The sequence below is a fragment of the Paraburkholderia antibiotica genome (assembly GCF_012927125.1).
In the GTDB taxonomy this organism is placed as follows: Bacteria; Pseudomonadota; Gammaproteobacteria; order Burkholderiales; family Burkholderiaceae; genus Paraburkholderia; species Paraburkholderia antibiotica.
In genome coordinates this window covers 1-20,177 of the sequence record NZ_JABBFZ010000023.1, presented here as the reverse complement: position 1 = coordinate 20,177, position 20,177 = coordinate 1, and the positions used below count along the sequence as shown (strand labels likewise).

19 protein-coding genes are annotated in these 20,177 nt (G+C 62.9%); 11 read left to right on the top strand and 8 right to left on the bottom strand.

Features of this window, described 5'->3' with window-relative positions:
- The first annotated feature begins 143 nt into the window (after window positions 1-143).
- The 5 genes from HHL14_RS27650 to HHL14_RS27630 all read left to right on the top strand — a co-directional run bounded on the left by HHL14_RS27650 (window position 144) and on the right by HHL14_RS27630 (window position 7,157).
- Window positions 144-2,360, top strand: coding sequence for a thiamine pyrophosphate-dependent enzyme (locus HHL14_RS27650; RefSeq protein WP_169500781.1), 2,217 nt, complete (start codon window positions 144-146; stop codon window positions 2,358-2,360).
- Between the two features lie 36 nt (window positions 2,361-2,396).
- A complete protein-coding gene (locus HHL14_RS27645) occupies window positions 2,397-3,731 on the top strand; it encodes an MFS transporter (RefSeq protein ID WP_169500780.1) in 1,335 nt (444 codons plus the stop codon).
- Between the two features lie 57 nt (window positions 3,732-3,788).
- Window positions 3,789-5,354: an indolepyruvate oxidoreductase subunit beta family protein gene (locus HHL14_RS27640; RefSeq protein WP_169500779.1), complete on the top strand. Its 1,566-nt coding sequence runs from the start codon at window positions 3,789-3,791 to the stop codon at window positions 5,352-5,354.
- A gap of 301 nt (window positions 5,355-5,655) precedes the next feature.
- Window positions 5,656-6,558: a glutamate/aspartate ABC transporter substrate-binding protein gene (locus HHL14_RS27635; RefSeq protein WP_169500778.1), complete on the top strand. Its 903-nt coding sequence runs from the start codon at window positions 5,656-5,658 to the stop codon at window positions 6,556-6,558.
- A gap of 200 nt (window positions 6,559-6,758) precedes the next feature.
- The gene (locus HHL14_RS27630; RefSeq protein WP_169500777.1) at window positions 6,759-7,157 is read left to right on the top strand and encodes a hypothetical protein; all 399 of its coding nucleotides are present in this window, start codon (window positions 6,759-6,761) and stop codon (window positions 7,155-7,157) included.
- Window positions 7,158-7,247: 90 nt separating this feature from the next.
- Here the strand turns inward: HHL14_RS27630 and HHL14_RS27625 are convergent, their stop codons facing one another.
- The 3 genes from HHL14_RS27625 to HHL14_RS27615 all read right to left on the bottom strand — a co-directional run bounded on the left by HHL14_RS27625 (window position 7,248) and on the right by HHL14_RS27615 (window position 10,747).
- Complete coding sequence (locus HHL14_RS27625; RefSeq protein WP_169500776.1) at window positions 7,248-9,047, bottom strand: chloride channel protein; 1,800 nt, start codon at window positions 9,045-9,047, stop codon at window positions 7,248-7,250.
- Between the two features lie 2 nt (window positions 9,048-9,049).
- Window positions 9,050-9,466: a MarR family winged helix-turn-helix transcriptional regulator gene (locus tag HHL14_RS27620; protein ID WP_169500775.1), complete on the bottom strand. Its 417-nt coding sequence runs from the start codon at window positions 9,464-9,466 to the stop codon at window positions 9,050-9,052.
- 114 nt (window positions 9,467-9,580) lie between these two features.
- Window positions 9,581-10,747, bottom strand: coding sequence for an HPP family protein (locus HHL14_RS27615; protein ID WP_206002557.1), 1,167 nt, complete (start codon window positions 10,745-10,747; stop codon window positions 9,581-9,583).
- Window positions 10,748-11,057: 310 nt separating this feature from the next.
- Here HHL14_RS27615 and HHL14_RS27610 point away from each other — a divergent pair, with 310 nt between their 5' ends.
- From HHL14_RS27610 to HHL14_RS27600, 3 genes are all read left to right on the top strand, one after another.
- Window positions 11,058-11,333, top strand: a complete 276-nt coding sequence (locus tag HHL14_RS27610) for a DUF1840 domain-containing protein (protein ID WP_169500774.1) — start codon at window positions 11,058-11,060, stop codon at window positions 11,331-11,333.
- Window positions 11,334-11,551: 218 nt separating this feature from the next.
- Window positions 11,552-12,055: a universal stress protein gene (locus HHL14_RS27605; protein ID WP_169500773.1), complete on the top strand. Its 504-nt coding sequence runs from the start codon at window positions 11,552-11,554 to the stop codon at window positions 12,053-12,055.
- A 60-nt stretch (window positions 12,056-12,115) separates the two neighbouring features.
- The gene (locus tag HHL14_RS27600; RefSeq protein ID WP_169500772.1) at window positions 12,116-12,256 is read left to right on the top strand and encodes a hypothetical protein; all 141 of its coding nucleotides are present in this window, start codon (window positions 12,116-12,118) and stop codon (window positions 12,254-12,256) included.
- Between the two features lie 18 nt (window positions 12,257-12,274).
- Here HHL14_RS27600 and fabI read toward each other — a convergent pair whose 3' ends face one another.
- From fabI to HHL14_RS33860, 5 genes are all read right to left on the bottom strand, one after another.
- Complete coding sequence (gene fabI / locus HHL14_RS27595; RefSeq protein ID WP_169500771.1) at window positions 12,275-13,066, bottom strand: enoyl-ACP reductase FabI; 792 nt, start codon at window positions 13,064-13,066, stop codon at window positions 12,275-12,277.
- Window positions 13,067-13,252: 186 nt separating this feature from the next.
- Entirely contained in the window at window positions 13,253-14,368 is a 1,116-nt protein-coding gene (locus HHL14_RS27590) for a formylglycine-generating enzyme family protein (RefSeq protein WP_407945314.1), read from the bottom strand.
- 56 nt (window positions 14,369-14,424) lie between these two features.
- A complete protein-coding gene (locus tag HHL14_RS32940; protein ID WP_206002555.1) occupies window positions 14,425-15,384 on the bottom strand; it encodes a hypothetical protein in 960 nt (319 codons plus the stop codon).
- Window positions 15,272-16,927 (bottom strand): sulfatase-like hydrolase/transferase, encoded by a 1,656-nt coding sequence (locus HHL14_RS32935; protein ID WP_206002554.1) that lies wholly within the window; start codon window positions 16,925-16,927, stop codon window positions 15,272-15,274. The genes HHL14_RS32940 and HHL14_RS32935 overlap by 113 nt, the downstream gene beginning before the upstream one ends.
- 11 nt (window positions 16,928-16,938) lie before the next feature.
- Window positions 16,939-17,142: a hypothetical protein gene (locus tag HHL14_RS33860; protein ID WP_329601740.1), complete on the bottom strand. Its 204-nt coding sequence runs from the start codon at window positions 17,140-17,142 to the stop codon at window positions 16,939-16,941.
- A 254-nt stretch (window positions 17,143-17,396) separates the two neighbouring features.
- On the opposite strand from HHL14_RS33860, the gene HHL14_RS27575 reads away from it, so the two are divergent.
- The 3 genes from HHL14_RS27575 (at window position 17,397) to HHL14_RS27565 (ending at window position 20,074) form a co-directional block, all read left to right on the top strand.
- Window positions 17,397-18,371 carry a bifunctional GNAT family N-acetyltransferase/NUDIX hydrolase gene (locus HHL14_RS27575; protein ID WP_169500769.1) on the top strand — a complete coding sequence of 325 codons (975 nt, stop codon included), beginning with the start codon at window positions 17,397-17,399 and terminating at the stop codon, window positions 18,369-18,371.
- 238 nt (window positions 18,372-18,609) lie between these two features.
- A complete protein-coding gene (locus tag HHL14_RS27570; protein WP_230413233.1) occupies window positions 18,610-19,227 on the top strand; it encodes an isochorismatase family cysteine hydrolase in 618 nt (205 codons plus the stop codon).
- A gap of 439 nt (window positions 19,228-19,666) precedes the next feature.
- Complete coding sequence (locus HHL14_RS27565; RefSeq protein ID WP_169500767.1) at window positions 19,667-20,074, top strand: hypothetical protein; 408 nt, start codon at window positions 19,667-19,669, stop codon at window positions 20,072-20,074.
- Window positions 20,075-20,177 lie beyond the last annotated feature (103 nt).

Sequence of the window (20,177 nt, the reverse complement as noted above, 5' to 3'; positions counted from 1 at the left end):
GGCGGGCGGCGAGTGGGAAGTGCGTCCCGTTCGACGGCCCGAGGGTCGAATAAATAAACTTATGCTGCTGCCAGAATTTGATCGATTCGGAGATGCCGTACTTTATTCCTATACTCGCCTAACCTCAAACGATAAGGTGCGCGATGGCCGAGCGATCATTTGTCGAGGAAGTCGGAAAGCTCCGCCTCGGAGACGGCGAGCTGTTCAGCGGCGAGGGCATTCTGGCGGTCACGAAGGCGCTGCTGGAATCGGGCGTGGCCTACGTCGCGGGCTACCAGGGCGCGCCGATCTCGCACCTGATGGACGTGCTGGCCGACGCGCAGGACATCCTCACGGAGCACGGCATCCGCTTCGAAAACAGCGCGAGCGAAGCGACGGCCGCGGCGACGCTGGCGGCGTCGGTCAACTATCCGTTGCGCGGTGCGGTCACGTTCAAGGCCACGGTCGGCACCAACGTCGCGTCCGACGCGCTCGCGAATCTCGCCTCGGGCGGGGTACTCGGCGGCGCGCTGATCATCGTCGGCGAGGACTATGGCGAGGGCTCCTCGATCATGCAGGAGCGCAGTCACGCGTTCGCGATGAAGTCGCAGATATGGCTGCTCGATCCGCGCCCGAACCTGCCTTCCATTGTGCAGGCCGTGAAGGACGGTTTCGAATTGTCCGAGGCAAGCAGTACGCCAGTGATGCTGCAGATGCGGATTCGCGCTTGCCATGTGCATGGGCAATTCATCGCGTCGGCCAATCGCCGGCCTGCGTTTACGGTGAAAGACGCGCTGGAAAACCCGACACGCGACGTCGATCGTATCGTGTTGCCGCCCGCGAGCTTTCTGCATGAAAAGGAGAAAGTTCAGCAGCGCTGGCCGGCCGCGATCCGTTTCATTCAGGCACGCAAGCTGAACGAATTCTTTTCCGAAGACGCCGCCGATGTCGGCATCGCCGTGCAGGGCGGTGCGTACAACACGCTGATCCGCGCGTTGGGCAAGCTTGGACTCGCGGACGTCTACGGCGAGTCGACAATCCCGCTCTATGTGATGAACGTGGCTTATCCGCTCGTGGATGCGGAGTTCGAGCGGTTCTGCCGCGGCAAGCGCGCGCTGCTTGTGATCGAGGAGGGGCAGCCGAACTTCGTCGAGCAGAACGTCGCGAGCATCCTGCGCACGCTGCAAAGCGACACCGTGCTGCATGGCAAGGACGTGTTGCCGATGGCGGGCGAGTACACCACCGCGACGGTGCTGGCCGGCGTGCGGGCTTTTCTCGAACGCTACGGGCACGTCGATCCGCAACCGGTCGAGGCGCCCACGCGCAAGGTCATTCCGGTGGTCGCGGTGAGTGCCGGCGCGCAGGCCGCGCTGTCTCCGCTATCCCCTCAGGCTCCGCGCGATGACGCGCTACCCGTGCCGTCGCTGGATCAGACCGTCCATGCGCGGCCGCCGGGCTTCTGCACAGGCTGTCCTGAGCGACCCATCTTCACCGCGATGAAGCTCGTCGAACGGGAGCTCGGCGCGCATCACGTGAGCGCGGACATCGGCTGTCATCTGTTTTCGATTCTGCCGCCGTTCAACCTCGGTAACACGACGATGGGCTACGGTCTCGGCGCGGCGGGCGCGGCCGCGCTCAACGCGCCCGCGGGCAAGCGCGCGATCGCCGTGATGGGCGATGGCGGCTTCTGGCACAACGGCCTGACGAGCGGCATTGCGAACGCGGTGTTCAACCGCAGCGACAACCTGACGATCATCGTCGACAACAACTACACGTCTGCTACCGGCGGCCAGGATATTCCGTCGTCGAATGCCCGCAATCCGACGCGCAGCACCGGCCATGAAATAGAGCGGGCGGTGCGCGGCGTCGGCGTCGAGTGGGTGCGAACGATCAGGCATACGTACGACCTGAAAACAATGACCGCGACGCTGCGCGAAGCGTTGACGACGAGTGCGCCAGGTCCGAAAGTCCTGATCGCGCAGAGCGAATGCATGCTGAACCGGCAGCGTCGCGAAAAGCCCAAGGTGCGCAAGGCGCTTGCCGCGGGCGAGCGGGTAGTGCGCGAACGCTTCGGCGTCGACCCCGATACCTGCACCGGCGATCATTCGTGCATCCGGCTCTCGGGTTGCCCGTCCCTGTCGATCCGCCCGAACCCGGACCCGCTGCGCCGCGATCCAGTCGCGACCGTCGTCGACAGTTGCGTCGGCTGCGGCTTGTGCGGCGAGGTCGCGCATGCGGCCGTGCTGTGTCCGTCTTTCTATCGCGCCCAACTGATTAGCAATCCGAGCGGTTGGGACCGCCTGCGTCAGCGTGTGCGCGATGTCGTGATCGGCTGGCTGCAGCGCCGTGACGCCGCGCGTCGCGCGAAATACGCGTTCTGATTTCTACTCGCTGGACTACCTGGAGGCCGCTGCGCCATGTCCGCCATTCCGAATGAAGTCGTTGGGTTGCGTGTGCCGTCCCGCCTGACCGGTCGCGTGCTGCTCGTGTGCTGGCTCGCGATTCTGTTCGAGGGCTACGACGTCGGCGTGATGGGCGCGGTGTTGCCCGCACTCGCCGACGACAAGGCCTGGAACCTGAGCCCGATCCAGTTGGGCGCGATGGGCAGCTACGCGCTGATCGGGATGTTTTTCGGCGCGTTCCTGATCGGTACGTTGAGCGATCTGCTCGGGCGGCGTCGCATGCTGCTCACCTGCGCGGCGCTGTTTTCACTGACGATGGCGGGGGCGGCCTGGGCACCGACACCGGGCTGGTTCGCGTTTTTCCGGCTGCTCGGTGGACTGGGGCTCGGCGGCGTGATTCCGGTGGCCGCCGCACTGACCATCGAATATTCGCCGCCGCATCGCCGTAATTTCAACTACGGGGTGATGTATTCGGGCTATTCGTTCGGAATCCTGTGTGCAGCGGCGGTGGCGATCCGTCTGTTGCCCGAGATGGGCTGGCGCGGCGTGATCGGTTGCGGCGCGGTGCCGCTCGTGCTGCTGTTGCCGATGGCGCGCGCGTTGCCCGAGTCGCTCGAATATCTCGTCGCACAAGGGCGTCACGCGCAGGCGGTCGAGCTGGCCGCGCGGCTTGGCGTCGATGTGCCGGCGTTGCCGGCGCGCGCGAGTTCGACGGAGCGCGGCTGGCGTCCGGTGCTGCGCGAAGTGTTCGCGAAGCAGCATCTGCGCGCGACGCTGTGCTTCTGGAGCGCGCTGTTCTGCGGCTTGCTGCTGGTCTACGGCCTCAATACGTGGCTGCCGACGATCATGCGCAAAAGCGGTTACGACCTCGGCTCCAGCCTGACGTTTCTGCTCGTGTTCAGTCTCGCGTCGGCATTGGGCGGGCTCGTGCTCGGCAAGCTCGCCGACCGTGCCGGCGTGCGGGTGACGCTCGGCGTGTTCTACCTGCTGGGCGCATTTGCCGTGCTTGCGCTGATGTACCGACACGGCATGGCGCTCAACTATCTGTTCGTCGCGCTGGCCGGCGTCGGCAGCATCTCGGCGTCGCTGATTCTGACCGGCCATCTCGCCGACTACTATCCAGGCTCCGTGCGTGCGGCGGCCACTGGCTGGGCGCTGAGCTTTTCGCGCATCGGCGCGATGGCGGGGCCGTTGCTCGGCGGCTATGTGGCCGCGAGCGGACTCGGTGTCGCGTCGAACTTCGTCGTGTTCGCGCTGGTGGGCGTGCTCGCCGCGTGCGCGGTCTTTCTGTTGCCGGCGAAACGGTCGGCAGAGCGGTCGGCAGAGCGGTCGACCAGGCAGTCAGCTTAGCGGCCGGCCTGGCGATGCGTCGGGTTCAATCCATCAACCGGTTACGGGAACACAGTCATGGCCGTTGAGCCGATCAAGATCGCGATTCTCGCGATGGGCGGGGAAGGGGGCGGCGTGCTCGCCGACTGGATCGTCAGCCTGGCCGAGGCCGACGGCTACTTCGCGCAGACCACGTCGGTGCCGGGCGTCGCGCAGCGTACCGGCGCGACGATCTACTACCTCGAGCTCTTCCCCGGCGCGACGCAGCCGGACGCGCGCGTTCCGGTGCTGGCGCTCACGCCATTGCCCGGCGACGTCGACATCGTGCTCGCGTCGGAATTGATGGAAGCCGGGCGCGCGGTGCAGCGCGGGTTCGTCACGCGCGAGCGCACGACACTGCTCGCATCGAGCCATCGCGTGTACTCGATCGCGGAGAAATCGGCGCTGGGCGACGGCCGTGTCGATGAAGCCGCGCTCGCCCATCAGGCGCGCGAGGCGGCCAGGCGCTTCGTCAGCTTCGATATGGCGCAGCTCGCGCAGCACACGGGCAGCGTGATTAGCGCAGTGCTATTCGGTGCGCTGAGTGCCGCCGACGTGCTGCCGTTTCGCCGCGAGCAGTTCGAAGCGACGATCGAGCGAGGCGGGCTCGGTGTCGCGGCGAGCCTCAAGGCGTTCGATGCAGGCTATCAGGCGACGCGCGCCGAACAGAGCGGCGCCTGGCCGGCCCTGCAAGATCATGAGTCGATTCACGAGACTTATGTGACTCACGCGACTCACGCATCGACCTCCGCCGCGCAGCCGCCGCGCGATGCAGGCGTCGCGGCACTCGTCGCGCGTGCGCTGGATTTGCCTGTCGTGGCGCGGGACCTGGCGCTCGAAGGTGTCCGGCGGCTCATCGACTATCAGGACGTCGCGTATGCGAGCCTGTATCTCGATCGGCTCGACGTGTTGCGCGCCGCGCCGGGCGGCGGCGACGCTGGATTGCTCGGCGAAACGGCACGGCATCTGGCGCTGTGGATGTCGTATGAAGATACGATTCGCGTGGCGGATCTGAAGACCCGCGCGAGCCGTTTCGAACGCGTGCGCGGCGAGGTGCATGCAAATGCGGCGCAGGTGCTGCAGATCAACGAGTTCATGCATCCTCGCATCGAGGAAATCTGCGAGACGCTGCCGGCGGGGCTCGGTCGCTGGCTCGCGCGGCCGCATCGCGTGCATCGCATCGTCGCGCGCTTCGCCGCGAAAGGTCGCGTGATCCAGACCAGTTCGCTCGGCGGCTTCCTGCTTCTGTATCTGCTGGCCGGCTGGCGACGCGGCCGGCGTACGACGCTGCGCTACGCGCTGGAAACGCGCCGTATCGACGCGTGGTTGCGGCGGATCGAGGCGGCTGCCGCCATTGATGCGGCACTTGCCCTCGAAATTGCGCAGTGCCAACGGCTCGTCAAAGGCTACGGCGACACCCACGCGCGCGGGCTGAGGAACTACGAGACGTTGATGACCGTGGTGGACCGCCACGCCGAAGCGCTTTCCCCACGGACCTTGCGCGAGCTGCGCGAAAAGGCGCTGGCCGACGAGAACGGCCATCAACTGCGCGAGCATTTACAGCGTTGCGGCTTCTCTGTCGACGCAGGGCTCGGGGTCGCTTAACCTCCCGGAGCTGCTTCACTTCTCTCCTTCGGGCCGCGCGAAATAGTGCTGCTCCGCGCTCGCGACGCAGTGCTGCGTCGCGGATTCCCTCGTCTATACATCTTTCCGACTCGGGTGGTTCGGCCGTGCGGTCGTCCAGAATCGGCGGCGGCCGCATTCCCGATGACCCTTCCGGGAGCCTGTACGCGCGCCTCGGTAGTTAACATATGTTGCAATTATTTTTTTAGTGGCAACATATGTAGACGGATCATCCGGAAGCCCCACCACCCATCAGAAACATGCCGCACGATTGGAGAAACCTATGAAAGTACTGAATTGGTCCGCTATCGCTGTGCTTGCTGTCGTCACGTCTGCGAGTTCCGGCGCGTTCGCGCAGGACGCGACGTCCACGCTCGCGAAGATCCAGCAAAGCGGCGTGATCGCGATCGGCCATCGCGAGACTTCGGTGCCGTTTTCGTATGTCGACTCGAACAATCAGGTGATCGGCTTTTCGCAGGACCTCTGCAACAAGGTGATCGACGCGGTCAAGGCGAAGACGAAACGCGCCGATCTGAAGGTGCGCTTTATTCCGGTGACGTCGCAGAACCGCATTCCGCTGGTGCAGAACGGCACGATCGATCTCGAATGCGGCGTGACGACCAATCTGGCGGCACGCCAGAACCAGGTGACGTTCGCCGACACGTTCTTCGTCGCGACGACGCGGCTGTTGACGCGCAAGGACTCGGGCATCAAGGACTTTCCCGATCTCGCCGGCAAGACCGTCGTGACGAATCAGGGCACGACGTCCGAGCGCATCCTGCGCAAAATGAACGAAGACAAAAAGATGAACATGCAGATCATCAGCGCGAAGGACTACGGCGAAGGGCGGCTCACGCTCGAAAGCGGCCGGGCGGTCGCGTATATGATGGACGACGTGTTGCTCGCCGGCACCCGCACGTTGACCGCGAAGCCGTCGGACTGGATCATCACGGGCACGCCGCAATCGTCGGAAGCGTACGGCTTCATGATGCGCCGCGGCGATCCCGAGTTCAAAAAGCTGGTCGACGACACGCTCGCGCAGGTAATGAAGGGGCCCGAGTTGCAGCCGATGTACGACAAATGGTTCATGAAGCCGGTCCCGCCGAAGAACATCAGCTTCGATTTCCCGATGACGGACACGCTGAAGCAGCTGTACGCGACGCCGAACGACAAGGCGTTCGAATAACGGTGTTTTCGAAGGACTGTGACGCCGCGCGGCTTGCAGGCAGTGTGGCGTTTTCGCGCGACGTATACCGCTTGCGCTGAGCTATACGGGTATTCGTGTGGCAGTCCTGCGTTGTTTCCTCTATACCTCGATGGAGGCGGTGCGTTTTTTACGCCCACCGCCGTGTCCGCATGACAGGGATGGAGGAACGGAGGTGCAACATGGTCGGACTACTCGACGCTTCCGGTAACCGAAGGATGTTCGTCGGCGCAGTCGTTCGTGGATTGCTGTGTGTGTCGGGCATGCTCGCGCTATCCGGTCATGCCGGCGCGGACGAGCACGCGATCACGATCGTCTCCGGCACCTACGGCGAGAACTGCGGCGCGGCGCGCGGCAACCTCACTGGCGACATCGCGCGTCATTGCAACGGCCGGCAGACCTGCGATTACTCGATGCCTGCCCGGCAGCAGGGTAGTACGACAGCCGCGTGCCCCGGCGACTTTCTCGCGCAATGGCATTGCGACGGCACGGATGGGCACAGCGCCGCATTGAGTGCCGGCGCGAGACCGGGCGATACGCTCGTGCTGAGTTGCGTCGAATCGCGCGGTGCCGGCAAATAATCCGCTCTCAACGAACCGGTTTGCGCCGGAAACGAAAAAGGCCGAGTCCCTGATGGGGCTCGGCCTTTTCTGTCAGTAGAGCAATTTCGCTTAACCGGTCTTGCGAACCGGCGCGAAACGTCGCTTACCCAGCGACGGCCCAATGCGCCGGAACCGTTCGCGCTTATGTTCCTCCTCGAAGTGCGCGAGCGACGGCTTGACCAGATCGCTGCGCGACACGATGCCGACCAGACGCATGCTGTTGCGATCCGCGACCACCGGCAGACGTTCGAGATCGAGCACCGCCAGGCGCGTCGCGACCAGCCGGCATGTTTCGGAGGGCAAAGCAAATGCCGGATTCTGCTCGGCGAACACGTCGGCGAGCGTCAGCGCGCGTTTGCGTTCGGTGTCGTCGGCGCAGAAGCGTTCGAGCAGCGAGCGGTCGGCCACGCCGATCACCGCGCCGTTGCGCACCACCGGATAGGCGCGCCGCGACTGGTTCGCGCCGAACAGCGTTTGCAGCGTGGCGCCGACTGTCGTGGCGGCATCGACCGTTTCGACCGATGCGCTCATTACTTCGTCGACATAGTGACGTTCGAGCGGATCGACGCCGTACTCGCGATAGATGTGATAACCGCGCCGCGCGATTTTCTCGGTCATGATCGAGCGCCGCATCACGACCGCGGAGAAGCCGTGCGCGACGAGCGTGGCCGTCAGCAGCGGCAGCAGCGCGTTGCTGTCGTGCGTGAGGCCGAACGCGAACACGATGGCCGTGAGCGGCGCGCCGAGCGTGGCGCCGAGCGTCGCGGCCATGCAGACGAGCGGCCACAACGCGGGTTCGTTGCCCGGCAGCCAGTGCGCGAGCACCGTGCCGAGGCCGGCGCCGAGCATCAGCAGCGGCGCGAGCACGCCGCCCGAGGTGCCCGAGCCGAGCGCGATGACCCACATCACCGCCTTGACCGCGAGCAGCAGCAGCGCGACCTGCACCGCGATGTTCTGATGCAGCAGATCGCCGATCACGTCATAACCGACGCCGAGCGCGCGCGGTTCGAGCCAGCCGCCGATGCCGACCACGATGCCGCCGAGCGCCGGCCACCACATCCAGTGAATCGGCAGCTTGCCGAACAGATCTTCGACCTTGTACAGCGCGGCCGACAATCCCGACGCGAGCGCGCCCGACAATACGCCGGCGATCGCGCACGACAGCAGCGCCCAGCCATCGGGCGCGGCGGTTTGCAGCGGAAACAGCGGGCCGGTGCCGAAGAAGATCGCGCGCGCGAAACCGGCGACCGCGCAGGCCACCGCGACCGGCAGGAAACTGCGCGGCCGCCATTCGAACAGCAGCAGCTCGACTGCGAGCAGCACGGCCGCCACCGGCGTGCCGAACACCGCGGTCATGCCGGCCGCGGCGCCGGCCACGAGTAGCGTCTTGCGTTCCGCCGAGGTGACCTTCACGCACTGCGCGATCAGCGAGCCGAGCGCGCCGCCCGTCATGATGATCGGGCCTTCCGCGCCGAACGGGCCGCCGCTGCCGATCACGATGCCCGACGACAACGGCTTGAGTACCGCGACCTTCGGCGACATCCTGCTCTTGCCGAACAGGATCGCTTCGATCGCTTCGGGAATACCGTGCCCGCGAATCTTTTCGGAGCCGAAGCGCGCCATCATCCCGACGATCAGACCGCCGAGCACCGGCACGCCGATCACCCACAGGCCAAGCGTGTTGTTGGCGGGGGAGCGCTCGGCGAACGACAGCGTGCCGAAGAAAAACAGATTGGTGAAGAGGTGAATAAGGTTCAGCAGCACAAACGCGGCCAGCGTGCTGACGAGCCCGATGCCCGCGGCCAAAGCGAAAATACCGGGAAGCCGCGCGTTCGACGAGAAGTCGCGCTTGTGGGAATCCATGCTCATGATTAGTCGAGATCGATCTGTGGAATCTGGAAGGAGCCTTCGAGCGACCTCAATTCGGCGCGATGCAATTCCGCGAGCCGCTCGAGCACCCGTTCGCCCGCTTTTTCAAGGTGTACTTCGACCTGACGACGGTCGGTTTCGCTGACCTGGCGGCGCACCAGATTCAGCGCCTCGCAGCGCGATACCAGTGCGACGACGCCATGATGCTGCGCCTGCAGCCGCTCCGCGAGTTCCCCGACGGTCGCCCAGTCGCGCTCCGGATAGCCCTTGATATGCAACAGCAGCAGGTATTGCAGCGGCGTGATGCCTTCGTTCTGCGCGGCCTGTTCGGAGAACCGCTCGAAGCGGCGCATCTGATAACGAAACTCCGACAACTGCTCGAAGTCGCTCTTGTTCAGTTTGCGCGTGCGTACTTTCATAGGTATCCGCCGATCAGAAGAAAGGTAAAATATATCACATAATGATGTATTTGAGCGGATTGCGACCTTGATAGGGGCTGCGCGCGCGCGTCTGCCCGGTTCGGGTTGGGTCGGTCAGGCGGTTTGACGGGCCTGTGCGACGGTTTGTCGATACAGGCCGGAAATCAGATCGACCTGGGTAATCATGCCGACCACGCGCCCCGCGTGATCGAGCACCGGGATGTGGTGGTGGCCGAAGTTCGCGAACATCGGCACGAGTTCGGTAATCGGCGAATTCGAGTTGACGGTGCAGACGTCGGTGGTCATCACGTTGCCGACGTTCGGCGGCCGTTTCGCATCGCCGCGCAGCCAGCCGTCGAAGTAGCTGAGAATCGGTGCGAACGCGCCGAAGTTTTTTCTGTCGACGAAATCGGCGCGTGTGACGATGCCGACCAGCTTCTGCCCGGCGTCGACCACCGGCAACGCCTTCACGTTGTGGCGCTTGAACAGGTCCCATGCGGTCGTGGCACGCGCCGCCGGCGATACCGACACGACGTGGCGCGACATCACGTCTTCGCAGCGCAATTCGTCGAAGCTGCGCGAGAACGCTTGCAACTGCGTTTCCCGCAGCAGCGAATACAGGTCGTTGGGATCGATGTCGAGCATTTCACCGCGGCGTTCGAGCACCGCGTTAAAGTCCGCGCGATTGAAGCCGACGCGCGCTGCTTCGTCGGCGACCTGGCTGGCGGTCGCGCGGTCCTGACGCCCCACGTGCGGATAGCGATGGCCGGTGACGGCGTGATAGACGAGCGCGCCGAACAGCAGCGCGGCCGACTGGATCAGGATCGGTTCGAACACGAAGCGATAACCGAGCACATGAATGACCGGGCCGCCGAGCACGGCGGTCAGCGCAACCGCGCCCGACGGCGGGTGCACGCAGCGCAATGCGAACATTCCGCCGATCGAGAGCGACACCGCCAGCGCTGCCGCGAGCGTCGGATCGCCGATCAGCTTCGCGCAGGTCACGCCGATCGTCGCGGACACCAGATTGCCGCCGATGATCGACCACGGCTGCGCGAGCGGACTCGCGGGTACCGCGAACAGCAGCACGGCGGAGGCGCCCATCGGCGCGACCAGCAGCGGAATGCTCGCGGTGGGCCCGAGCAGCAGATACATCAGGCCGCCGGTGAACGCGATGCCGAGCAGCGCGCCGATGCACGAACGCGCACGCTCGTGCCATTTCACGGCGACCGGTGCGGGAAGAAAGCTGGCAAGCCAGCCGAGAACGAGAGAGCGGGACAAAATAAGCGCGGAAGTAGTCGATGATGCCGGGGCCGACATTACCGGGGAAACCCTGGCAACGCGAATACACTCTGGGCATGATTATATTTCAATATGATATAAAACGACCCCTTTTCGTTTTGCGGCGCGCGCAAACTGTCGTCTGGCGGTGACAGTCGAGAGGTGTCCATACTCGTTCTTTTTTATCATGTTGTGATATAAAATGAGGGCAGACGGATTGAGATGGATTCGTTGGCCCATTTCATCTACATCGATAAAGGAGCCATCATGATGATCGACTTTTCAGTCGACAGCGACACCGGATGTCGTGATGCTCAGAGATCTTGCGCAATACCTGCTCGGGCTGACCGGCAAGCGGCTCGGCGAACGCGGCGTGATCAGTCACGACGAACTGCCGCATGCGATCGATCGGCTCGAAGCCGCCATCACCGAAGACGCGACCGCGCAAGCGGGCACCGAGGCATTGCATTGCTCGACCAGCAATCAGCGCGATCCGCGCAACCGGCTGTCGCAACGCGCGTGGCCGTTTCTGGACATGATGCGCGAAGCGCGCAAGAGCGATGCGGACATCATCTGGGGACTCTAGGGTTCCGTTCGGAGCGGCGATGAAACGACGTACGTCGCGGTGACGCTTCGCAATCCTGCGCTTTGCGGCTTGCGGCATGTTGGCCGCGTATGCGTTTGCACCGCATCGAAGCGATTCTTTATGTACATGCGTGGCACCGCCGACGCACGGTATATATCACGAATCGACATATACTGAACGAATGAAGTGCCCGCGAAAACGGGGCAGGGAGAAACGACATGTCGAGCTTTAAACGCATTCTTCTCTGTTACGACGGAACCCGCGAAGGACAACACGCGTTGAAGGACGGCGCCGCGCTCGCGCAGGATCTCGGCGCGGATGTGCACCTGCTTTCCGTGCTCAACAATACGGCTTGGATGCAAGGCGCGGATATCACATCCGCGGTGCCGCTTGATTTCATCAACGAATCCGCCAGGACGCTGCTCGACGAGGGCTTGCAGAAACTCGCCGCGCGCGGCATTCGGGCAACCGGGCATCTCGCGATCGGCGAACCGCTGGAGCAGATTCCGTTTTTCGCCAACGATCTGAAGGCCGATCTGGTCGTCGTCGGGCATCGGCGCAGTCATGGGCTCGCGCGCTGGTGGGGCGGTCGTCACGATGGGCTGCTGCTCGACCGCGTGACGTGCAGCGTGCTGGTGACGACGGGCGCGGAAGCGCCAGCCGCGACGGCGGGCGCCGATAGCAAGAGCGATACCGCTCGCGCCGCCGAACCTCATTCATAAACGCTGCCCGATGAATTCGGGCGCGTATGGTTTTGGTCTGCGTTGGCACGGAGGCCCGTCATGACGAACGTCGACGAACAGTTCACGCATCCCCAGCCCGTCAAACACAGCGATAACGAAAAGAGCAAGCTGCCGCAGCGCGACGACGCGCGCGAGCGGCCGAAGAAAACGACTGAAGGCGAGCCGCCCATCGACGATTGACGTGAAGCGGCGCGTCGTTCAGTCCGCGCGACCGTCCATGATGCTGACCCCGCCGTCGACGAAAATCGTATTGCCGGTCATCCGGCGCGCGTATGGCGTGGCGAGAAATGCGCAGGTGTAGCCGACGTCCATGATGTCGACCAGTTCGCCGATCGGCGCGCGCGCGGCGGCCTCGGTGAGCAGCAGATCGAAGTCCTTCAGGCCCGACGCCGCGCGCGTTTTCAGCGGCCCCGGCGAAATCGGGTGCACGCGGATGCGGCGCGGGCCGAGTTCGTGCGCGAGATACCGGCACGACGCTTCGAGCGCGGCCTTGACCGGGCCCATCAGATCGTAGTTCGGCACGACGCGCGTTGCGCCGAGGTAGCTCATCGCGAACAGCGAACCGCCGTCGTCCATCAGCGGCGCCGCGAGCCGCGCCATCCGGATGAACGAGTGGCACGAGATGTCCATCGCCTGCGCGAAGCCCTCGGCCGAACTGTTCAGCAAGCCGCCTTGCAGGTCGTCCTTCGGTGCGAAGGCGATCGAATGGACTGCGACGTCGAGCCGTCCCCAGCGCTCGCGAATCGTGTCGAACACGGCCTCGAGCTGGCCGGGTCTGGCGACGTCGAGCGGCATCACGATCGACGCGCCGAGCGCTTCGGCGAGCGGCTCGACATAGGCCTTCGCCTTGTCGTTCAGGTAGGTGATCGCGAGATCAGCGCCCAGCTCGCGGAATGCGCGTGCACATCCGTAGGCGATCGAATGTTCGTTGGCGATGCCGACGATCAGCACCTTGCGTTGCGCAAAAGGCTGCGCGGACAGCTGGTCCATGCTTGTCTCTCCAGTCGGGTCGAACGTGGGGTGGGGCGCCTTGGCGGGCGAGGCGCGAAACGGCACGTGCTGCGCTGCATCAACCTGCGCAGTGTAGACGCTGGAAATACGGCTGACAAACCCGTTGGAAAAACCGCTGCTGGCGAAAAGGCGGCTGCATTACGCTTCTTCAGCGCTGTCGTGATGTCATGCGCGTTTGCGCCGATCCCAATCCTGTTCGGTCATGACGATGCGAAAGCCCAGATGGGACATGCTGTTCATCGGATCGGTGCCGCGCCGGGCACTGGTTCGATAGCTCTGGCAATAGGTTTCGCTACAGAGAAACGACCCGCCGCGGGTCACGCGCTTCGGAGCAGCAGGCGACACGCCCTGCTCGTCGGGGTCGAAGCTGTCGCACGGACCGGCGGGGTCGACGGCCGGCTTGCCCGGCGAGCGCGCGGCCAGTTGCCGGAACGCGTCGGCCCGATACCAGTCCGCCGTCCACTGCCATACGTTTCCGGCCATGTCATAGAGACCGTAGCCGTTCGCGTCGAACGAGCCAACGGGCATCGTGCCCACCGCGACTTTCTCGGTGGCGCGCGGCACGACGGGAAATCGCGAGACGTCGTCGCGCCAGACGTTTGCGCGCGTCGCGGTGTTGGCAGGGACTTCGTTACCCCAAACAAAATCCGCCTGTTCGAGGCCGCCGCGCGCCGCGTATTCCCATTGCGATTCGGTCGGCAGACGGCCGCCTGCCCACGAGGCATACGCCAGCGCGTCGCGGTGCGAGACCTGCACGACCGGACGAAGGTCCTTGCCGGCCAGCGACGAAGCCGGTCCCAGCGGATGTCGCCAGTCCGCGCCGGGCACGAATTGCCACCACAGGCTGTAGTCCTGCAACGGCACCGGCTGATCCGTGCCGGTGAACACCAGGGCGCCGGCAACGAGTTCGCTGTCCGCGGGCCTGGGTGTGCCGGGCGGCAACTGCACGGCCAGATCTTCCCAGCGGGGCGCCTGTTCCGCCGTCGTCGTATAGCCGGTGGCCTTCACGAAAGACGCGAACTCGGCATTGGTGATGTCGTATTGGCTGATCCAGAATCCGCTTAGCGTCACCGGATGAGGCGGCCCTTCGTTCGGCAGCGCAAGTCTCGACGTGCTGCCCATCAGGAACGTTCCTTCCGGCACCCAGACCATGCCGCGAGGCCCTTGCGTGCCGTCGCCGACCAGAACGTCGCGCCGGCGACGGGTCGAATACGACCAGACTCCACCGACGGTGGCCAGCACCGCGCCAGACAGGCCGCCCAGTAATAGTCGTCTGCGTATCATGGCCCGGTTCATTCGATTCCTCGCGCAAAGCACGGTATCGGAGACGTGCGTGACTATTCCTTCATCAGCATGCGCTGGGCTTCCTTGTTGAGGTCTTCGTATTGCGCTTTTTCCACGGTGACGCCGACGCCGTATATCGTCCCGCCTTTGAAGCGCGCGGGCGACTGGTATTCCTGACTGACCGCGTCGCCGCTATCGAAGCCCACACACAGGCCGTCGCCGCTGAGCGTGAACTTGCCGGGCTGCGTTCTCATCGGACCTTCCGCGACGAGCTGGCCGTCGATATAGAGCTTCGTTGTACCTGGCGATTCGCCATGTTCGCCCGCTTTTTCCCGCGCGAATTCGACGCCGAACGTGTGTTTGCCCGGCGCGACCTCGGTCCTGGAGATGAAGGCCTGTTCGGGCTTGATGCCGAGGAAGTTATAGACGTAATGGAGCTTTCTGTCTTTCAGGAACAGCGTGTGTCCGCCGAAGCGCGAGCCGTGCGCAAAGATCACACCGGACGCGTTCGCGTCGGTCACATCCACGTTGGCGAGAATCTTGTAGGAGCGGTTGCGGATGTTGACGGCGACGGCTTCGGGAATCGGCGCGGTGTCGGGATAGTAGATGTAGCGCTCATGCGGCGGCTCGTCGCTGGGACGCTGCAGGCCGAGCAGTTCGGGCGCGGGCCGGTCGTCGAGCGGCAACACGTGATTTCTGTCCGCTTCTTCGAACCATGCGGTCACCAGGGCGCGGACTTTCTCCGGGTATTGCTTCGACAGATCCTGCGATTCGGAGCGGTCGACATCGACGTGATACAACTCCCATGCGTCCTGATCGAACTTGCCTCGTCCGGTTAGCGGCGCGTGAACCGAGGTGACTTTCCAGCCGTTTTCCCAGAGATCGCGCGTGCCGAGCATTTCATAGTATTGCCGATGTTTCTGGGTCGGATCGTCCGGTCGAGCGGTGAATGTATAGACCATCGACACGCCGCTGAGCGGATATTGCTCCACGCCGCGATAGACCTTCGACATGTCCAGACCCCCAATTTCGAGGATGGTCGGAACGATGTCCGTCGAGTGGTGGTATTGATTCCGTAGTTCGCCGTGTGCGTGGATGCCTTTTGGGCCATGAAATGATTAACGGGTCGGCGGTGCCGCCCGCGAATTGCGAGTACCGCTTGAACATCTGGAACGGTGTCGAAAAGGCGACGGCCCATCCGGTCGGATAGTGTTCATAGGTATTCGGTCCGCCCAATTCGTCGATATGACTCATGTTCTCGGCAATGGTGTCGGGAAAGCCATTGAAGAACTTGTTCTCGTTGACCGAGCCATTCGGACCGCCTTCACCGGATGCACCATTGTCGGCAGCGTAAAAAATGACGGTATTGTCCAGTTGCCCGGTCTGCTTCAGATAATCGATCAGACGTCCTATCTGAACGTCCGTGTACTCGGAGAAGCCGGCGTAGACTTCGGCGAGCCGAGAAAACAGCCGCTTTTCGTCGGGCGACAGCGAATTCCAGGGACGCACGTTGTCCAGCGGGTTGGCCACGTCCTGCGGAAGAGGATTGAGCGGCGTCAACTGTGTTCCCTTCGGCAGCACGCCTTTGGCAATCATGCGTTGAAGCACCCACGAGCGATAAGCTTCATAGCCGTCGTCGAACTTGCCCTTGTATTTGTCGATGTACTCCTGCGGCGCCTGATGCGGCGCGTGATTCGCGCCCGGATTGAACCACATGAACCATGGTCGGGATGGGTTCGTGGCTTTCTGGTCGCGCAGCATTTCGATTGCGTGATCGACCAGATCCTTCGAGAGGTGATAGCCCTGCTCGGGACCATACGGTGGATCGACGAAACGGTTGTCCTCGACCAGGTCCGGGTACCACTGATTCGTTTCGCCGCCGAGAAATCCGTAATAGCGATCGAATCCTTTCTGCAGAGGCCATTGCTTGCGAGTCGCGCCGGAGGCGACATCCTGTTCGGCGACATTGTGATTCTTGCCGACCCAGAACGTGCTCCAGCCCGCGTCCTGCAGGATCTGCCCGATCGTGGCGGACTGTTCGGGGAGACGGCTGGTCGAGCCGGGGAAGCCGCTGGCGGATTCCGTAATCGATGCCATACCGTTCAGGTGGTGATTGCGTCCCGTCAGGATCGTCGAGCGCGACGGCGAACAGAGGGCCGGGGTGTGCCATTGCGTGTAGATCAGGCCGTTCGCGGCCAATCTGTCGAGTGTCGGCATATTGATGCGACCGCCATATGGCGACCATGCCGCAAGACCGGTATCGTCGAAAAGAATAAAAAGGAAACTAGGTGCGCCTTGTGGCGCGCGTTTTGGCGTAAAAGGCGTCCAGTCGGATTTGGAATTCCGGACGTCGAGATTGATCACGCCATGGAAATCCGGCACGTATTGGGGATTGGGGCGTGGCTGTGGCGGATTGGGCAGTACGATTCCGATCGATGGAGAATTAGTAGGGCTCGATTCAGGCGGCGATGTGCCTTGCGCGCGGATGCCCGAACCGATGCACAGAAAGAGCGCAATTACGCCGGGCATCATGGGTAGTGCGAGCCTGGTTCGCATATAACCCTCCGCTACAGTAAGGCAAGGGCACTTCTCTGCGTGTGTGAGGCCCGGACAGTCACCGTGCATGCCTGACGCAAGCATTCCATTTCGACGAGCCCGAAGGTCGGATGCAGCGGGCGCTTCACGTTCTCGCCGTCGCCGTGACCCAGCACCTGGTTGTCGCGCCACATGCGCTCGAAGTCGGGGCCGGCTCGGCATAGATCGTCGACCATGTCGGACGCGAGCCCCGCGCGCGACGTCCGCGCGGAACGCTCCCACGACGAAGCGCGCGACGCTCTCCCAGTCGTGCTGCGGTATGTCGAGGTGTCGACTTAAATATCCACCGATAGATATGGCGGTTGTCCGCCAGACTGCAGCGCTTTGACATTCGGCGAGCGTGTATCGGGCAAACGAGTGAAAGTCGGTATCGAGACCGTAAGGACGCTTTGTTAAGCTTCGCTCTCCTGTAGCTGCCGGGGCGAAAGCAATGACAAAAATATCCGTTCGTAGGGCAGGTTTGCCGGACGTGCCGATTCTCACGCAGATCCGTAACGACGCACACGCAATAAAGGTTGCGCGTGGCGATTACGCATGGGGCAAGGAAGGAGACGGATTTTCCGAGCGGTGGGTACGAAATAATGTCTCGGAGAGGGAAGTGTATGTCGTCGAACTGGATGGCACGCTGGTCGGAACATTTTCGCTCGTTCTGGACGAGGACAATCATTGGGGACCTCAGGCACCGATCGCCGGTTATGTGCATGGGCTTAGTGTGCGCAAAGGCTTCAACGGACGTGGGCTTGGCCGCGACATACTCGATTGGTGCGCTGACAGGATGAGCGGCTTGAGCCGACGTTTCGTTCGACTCGACTGCGCCGTCCACAACGTCAAGCTATGTGCTTACTACGAGTCGCTCGGCTTTATTCGCGTTGGCCTGTATTCGGAGCCGGAGCCCGGTGGCTATGTCTGGTCACTGTATGAAAAGCCGGTGAGTCCCCTACGCGAACGACTTTCGGCCAGGCTGCTGGTCACCACGCCAAAGCAGCGTGTGTTGCTATTCCGGTTCATGCATCAATCCGGCGCGCTCGCAGGAAAGAGCTATTGGGCAACGCCAGGTGGTGGTGTCGAGCGCGACGAGACGTTTGCCGATGCTGCGATACGAGAACTTCGTGAAGAAGCCGGCATTCGCAAGATGCAGATGTCCGATCCGGTCGCACGACGCGAGGTGCGTCTGCAGTTGCCCGATGGCGAACACGTGCTCGCGGTCGAACAGTATTTCGTCGTTGACGTCGATACGGAATCAATTTCGCGCGACAGCTGGACTGCGGAAGAGCGTGAAGTGATGGCGGATCATCGATGGTGGAGTAGGGAAGAACTGTCTGGTACCACGGAGACGATCTATCCGGAAGAGCTCGTCGAGATGCTGGACGAGGCTGGAGTTTTCGATTCCGAACGGCTGCCTTGAAGCAAAGTGAAGGGGAGGAATGAGGCGATGTGAGTCGATTGCTTGGCAATGCAGATTGTCGGAGGAGATTGTCGGGCAGGTGGTTTCGCCACAGCGGCGTGATTCTCGCGAGTGACCATCTGGATCACCATCGTCTCTTCAACGCGTGATAGAGTCCGCTTACTTTCCTCGTCGCGTCACGCTTATGTCGCCACGCATCGAATCAGGATCCGTCGATCCGGTAGATCAGCAACAGGGCATGGAAACCGCCACTGCCACCGCCACCTCCGGGCGAGGCGCGAGCACGCAGATGCCGCCGATCATGCCAGCGCAAACCGCGTTGGTGATCATGCATTATCAGACCGATATCCTCGCGTTGTTTCCTTCGGTCGCCGCCACGTTGCTCGCCAATACGCGGCAGTTATGCGACGCCGCGCGAGCCAGTGGCGTCAGCGTCTATTTCGCCAGGATCCACTTCAGCCCAGGCTATCCCGAGGTCAGTCCGTTGAACAGGAACGGGCAGGGCATCAAACAACTCGGTCTTTTCGTCGACGACAGGATTTCACCGGAACTCGCGCAACGGCCCACTGAGCCGCTCATCATCGCGCATCGTGCCAGCGTGTTTTTCGGCACTGATCTGCAGGTGCGGCTTTCCGCTCAGGGTATCGATACGCTGGTGATGGCGGGCATTGCGTCGACGGGTGTCGTGCTGTCGTCGGTGGCCTACGCGAGCGATGCGGACTTCCGTCTGTTCACAGTGAAGGATTGCTGTTACGACCCGGATCAGGTCGTGCACGAGCATCTCTTTTCGACGGCGTTCGATTCGCGCACGACGGTGCTTTCGCTTGCGGAGGCGTTGGTGGTGTTGGGGGGATGAGGGTGTTTTTTTCGAAGGCGCGAGAGCTCAACCAAGATTAGAACGGGTGCATTTGTGTGCCAGAGCGATTCCGCGACAAACAGGAACGACATTCCTCGATCACTCAGGCACGTTGTGAGCCTAACGGCTACGCTACGCGCATCGACACGATGTTAAGGAATCCTTCTGTAATTGTCGAATAACGACATCAGTAGCGACAACTGCTGGAACTCGTGATCGAGGTCGGGGGCAACTACCATCGGACTAATCGCTGCGATTACGACAGCTTATTGCCGCCGTTTATTGATTCATCGTAAGCGAAACTAAGCAATAAAACCGGGATATAGAAATTCATCGTAAATCATTGTCAAAATCGAAGAATTTCAGATTAGTCCAGTTGACTCCCCCGGGCCTGAAACGTCACCCTTCGGCTTCCCGACCGTCGGGGGGCCAGACCAATATGACCGGTGGCATCTGGCATGGTCCACGCCCGGTCAGCACATATGATGTGCCGCGCGGCGGCGGTGCGGTCCAGTACTTCGAGGAACAGCATGACCTCGAGGACAAGGCGCGCAAGTTTGCCGAACCCGCCGGGACGCCACAGGCGGGACCGGCGACGACCGACGCCGGTGTGGCATTGCCCAGTCTTGCGGGGCCGACGATGGCGGCGCTGGGATCGGCTGCGCCGGTTGCTTCGACCGTGTCCAGTGCAGCGCAGAGCGTTGCCTCAGGTGGCGTCGCTGCGCTGGGCAAGCAGGCCGTCAGTGCGCTGGAACAGCAGGCGCGCGGTCAGATCGCGAGCGGGCTGTCCGGAGTTTCGGGTGACGCGCTCGCACATAACCCACTGACGCCGCCCGCGCTGGGCTGACCAGTCGATCCCCATCATCACAAGCAGGTAACAGGAACATGACGGCAGCAGAAACCCCGCGTACTCCGCAACATGAGATACCGGCAGAGATAAAGACCAATGC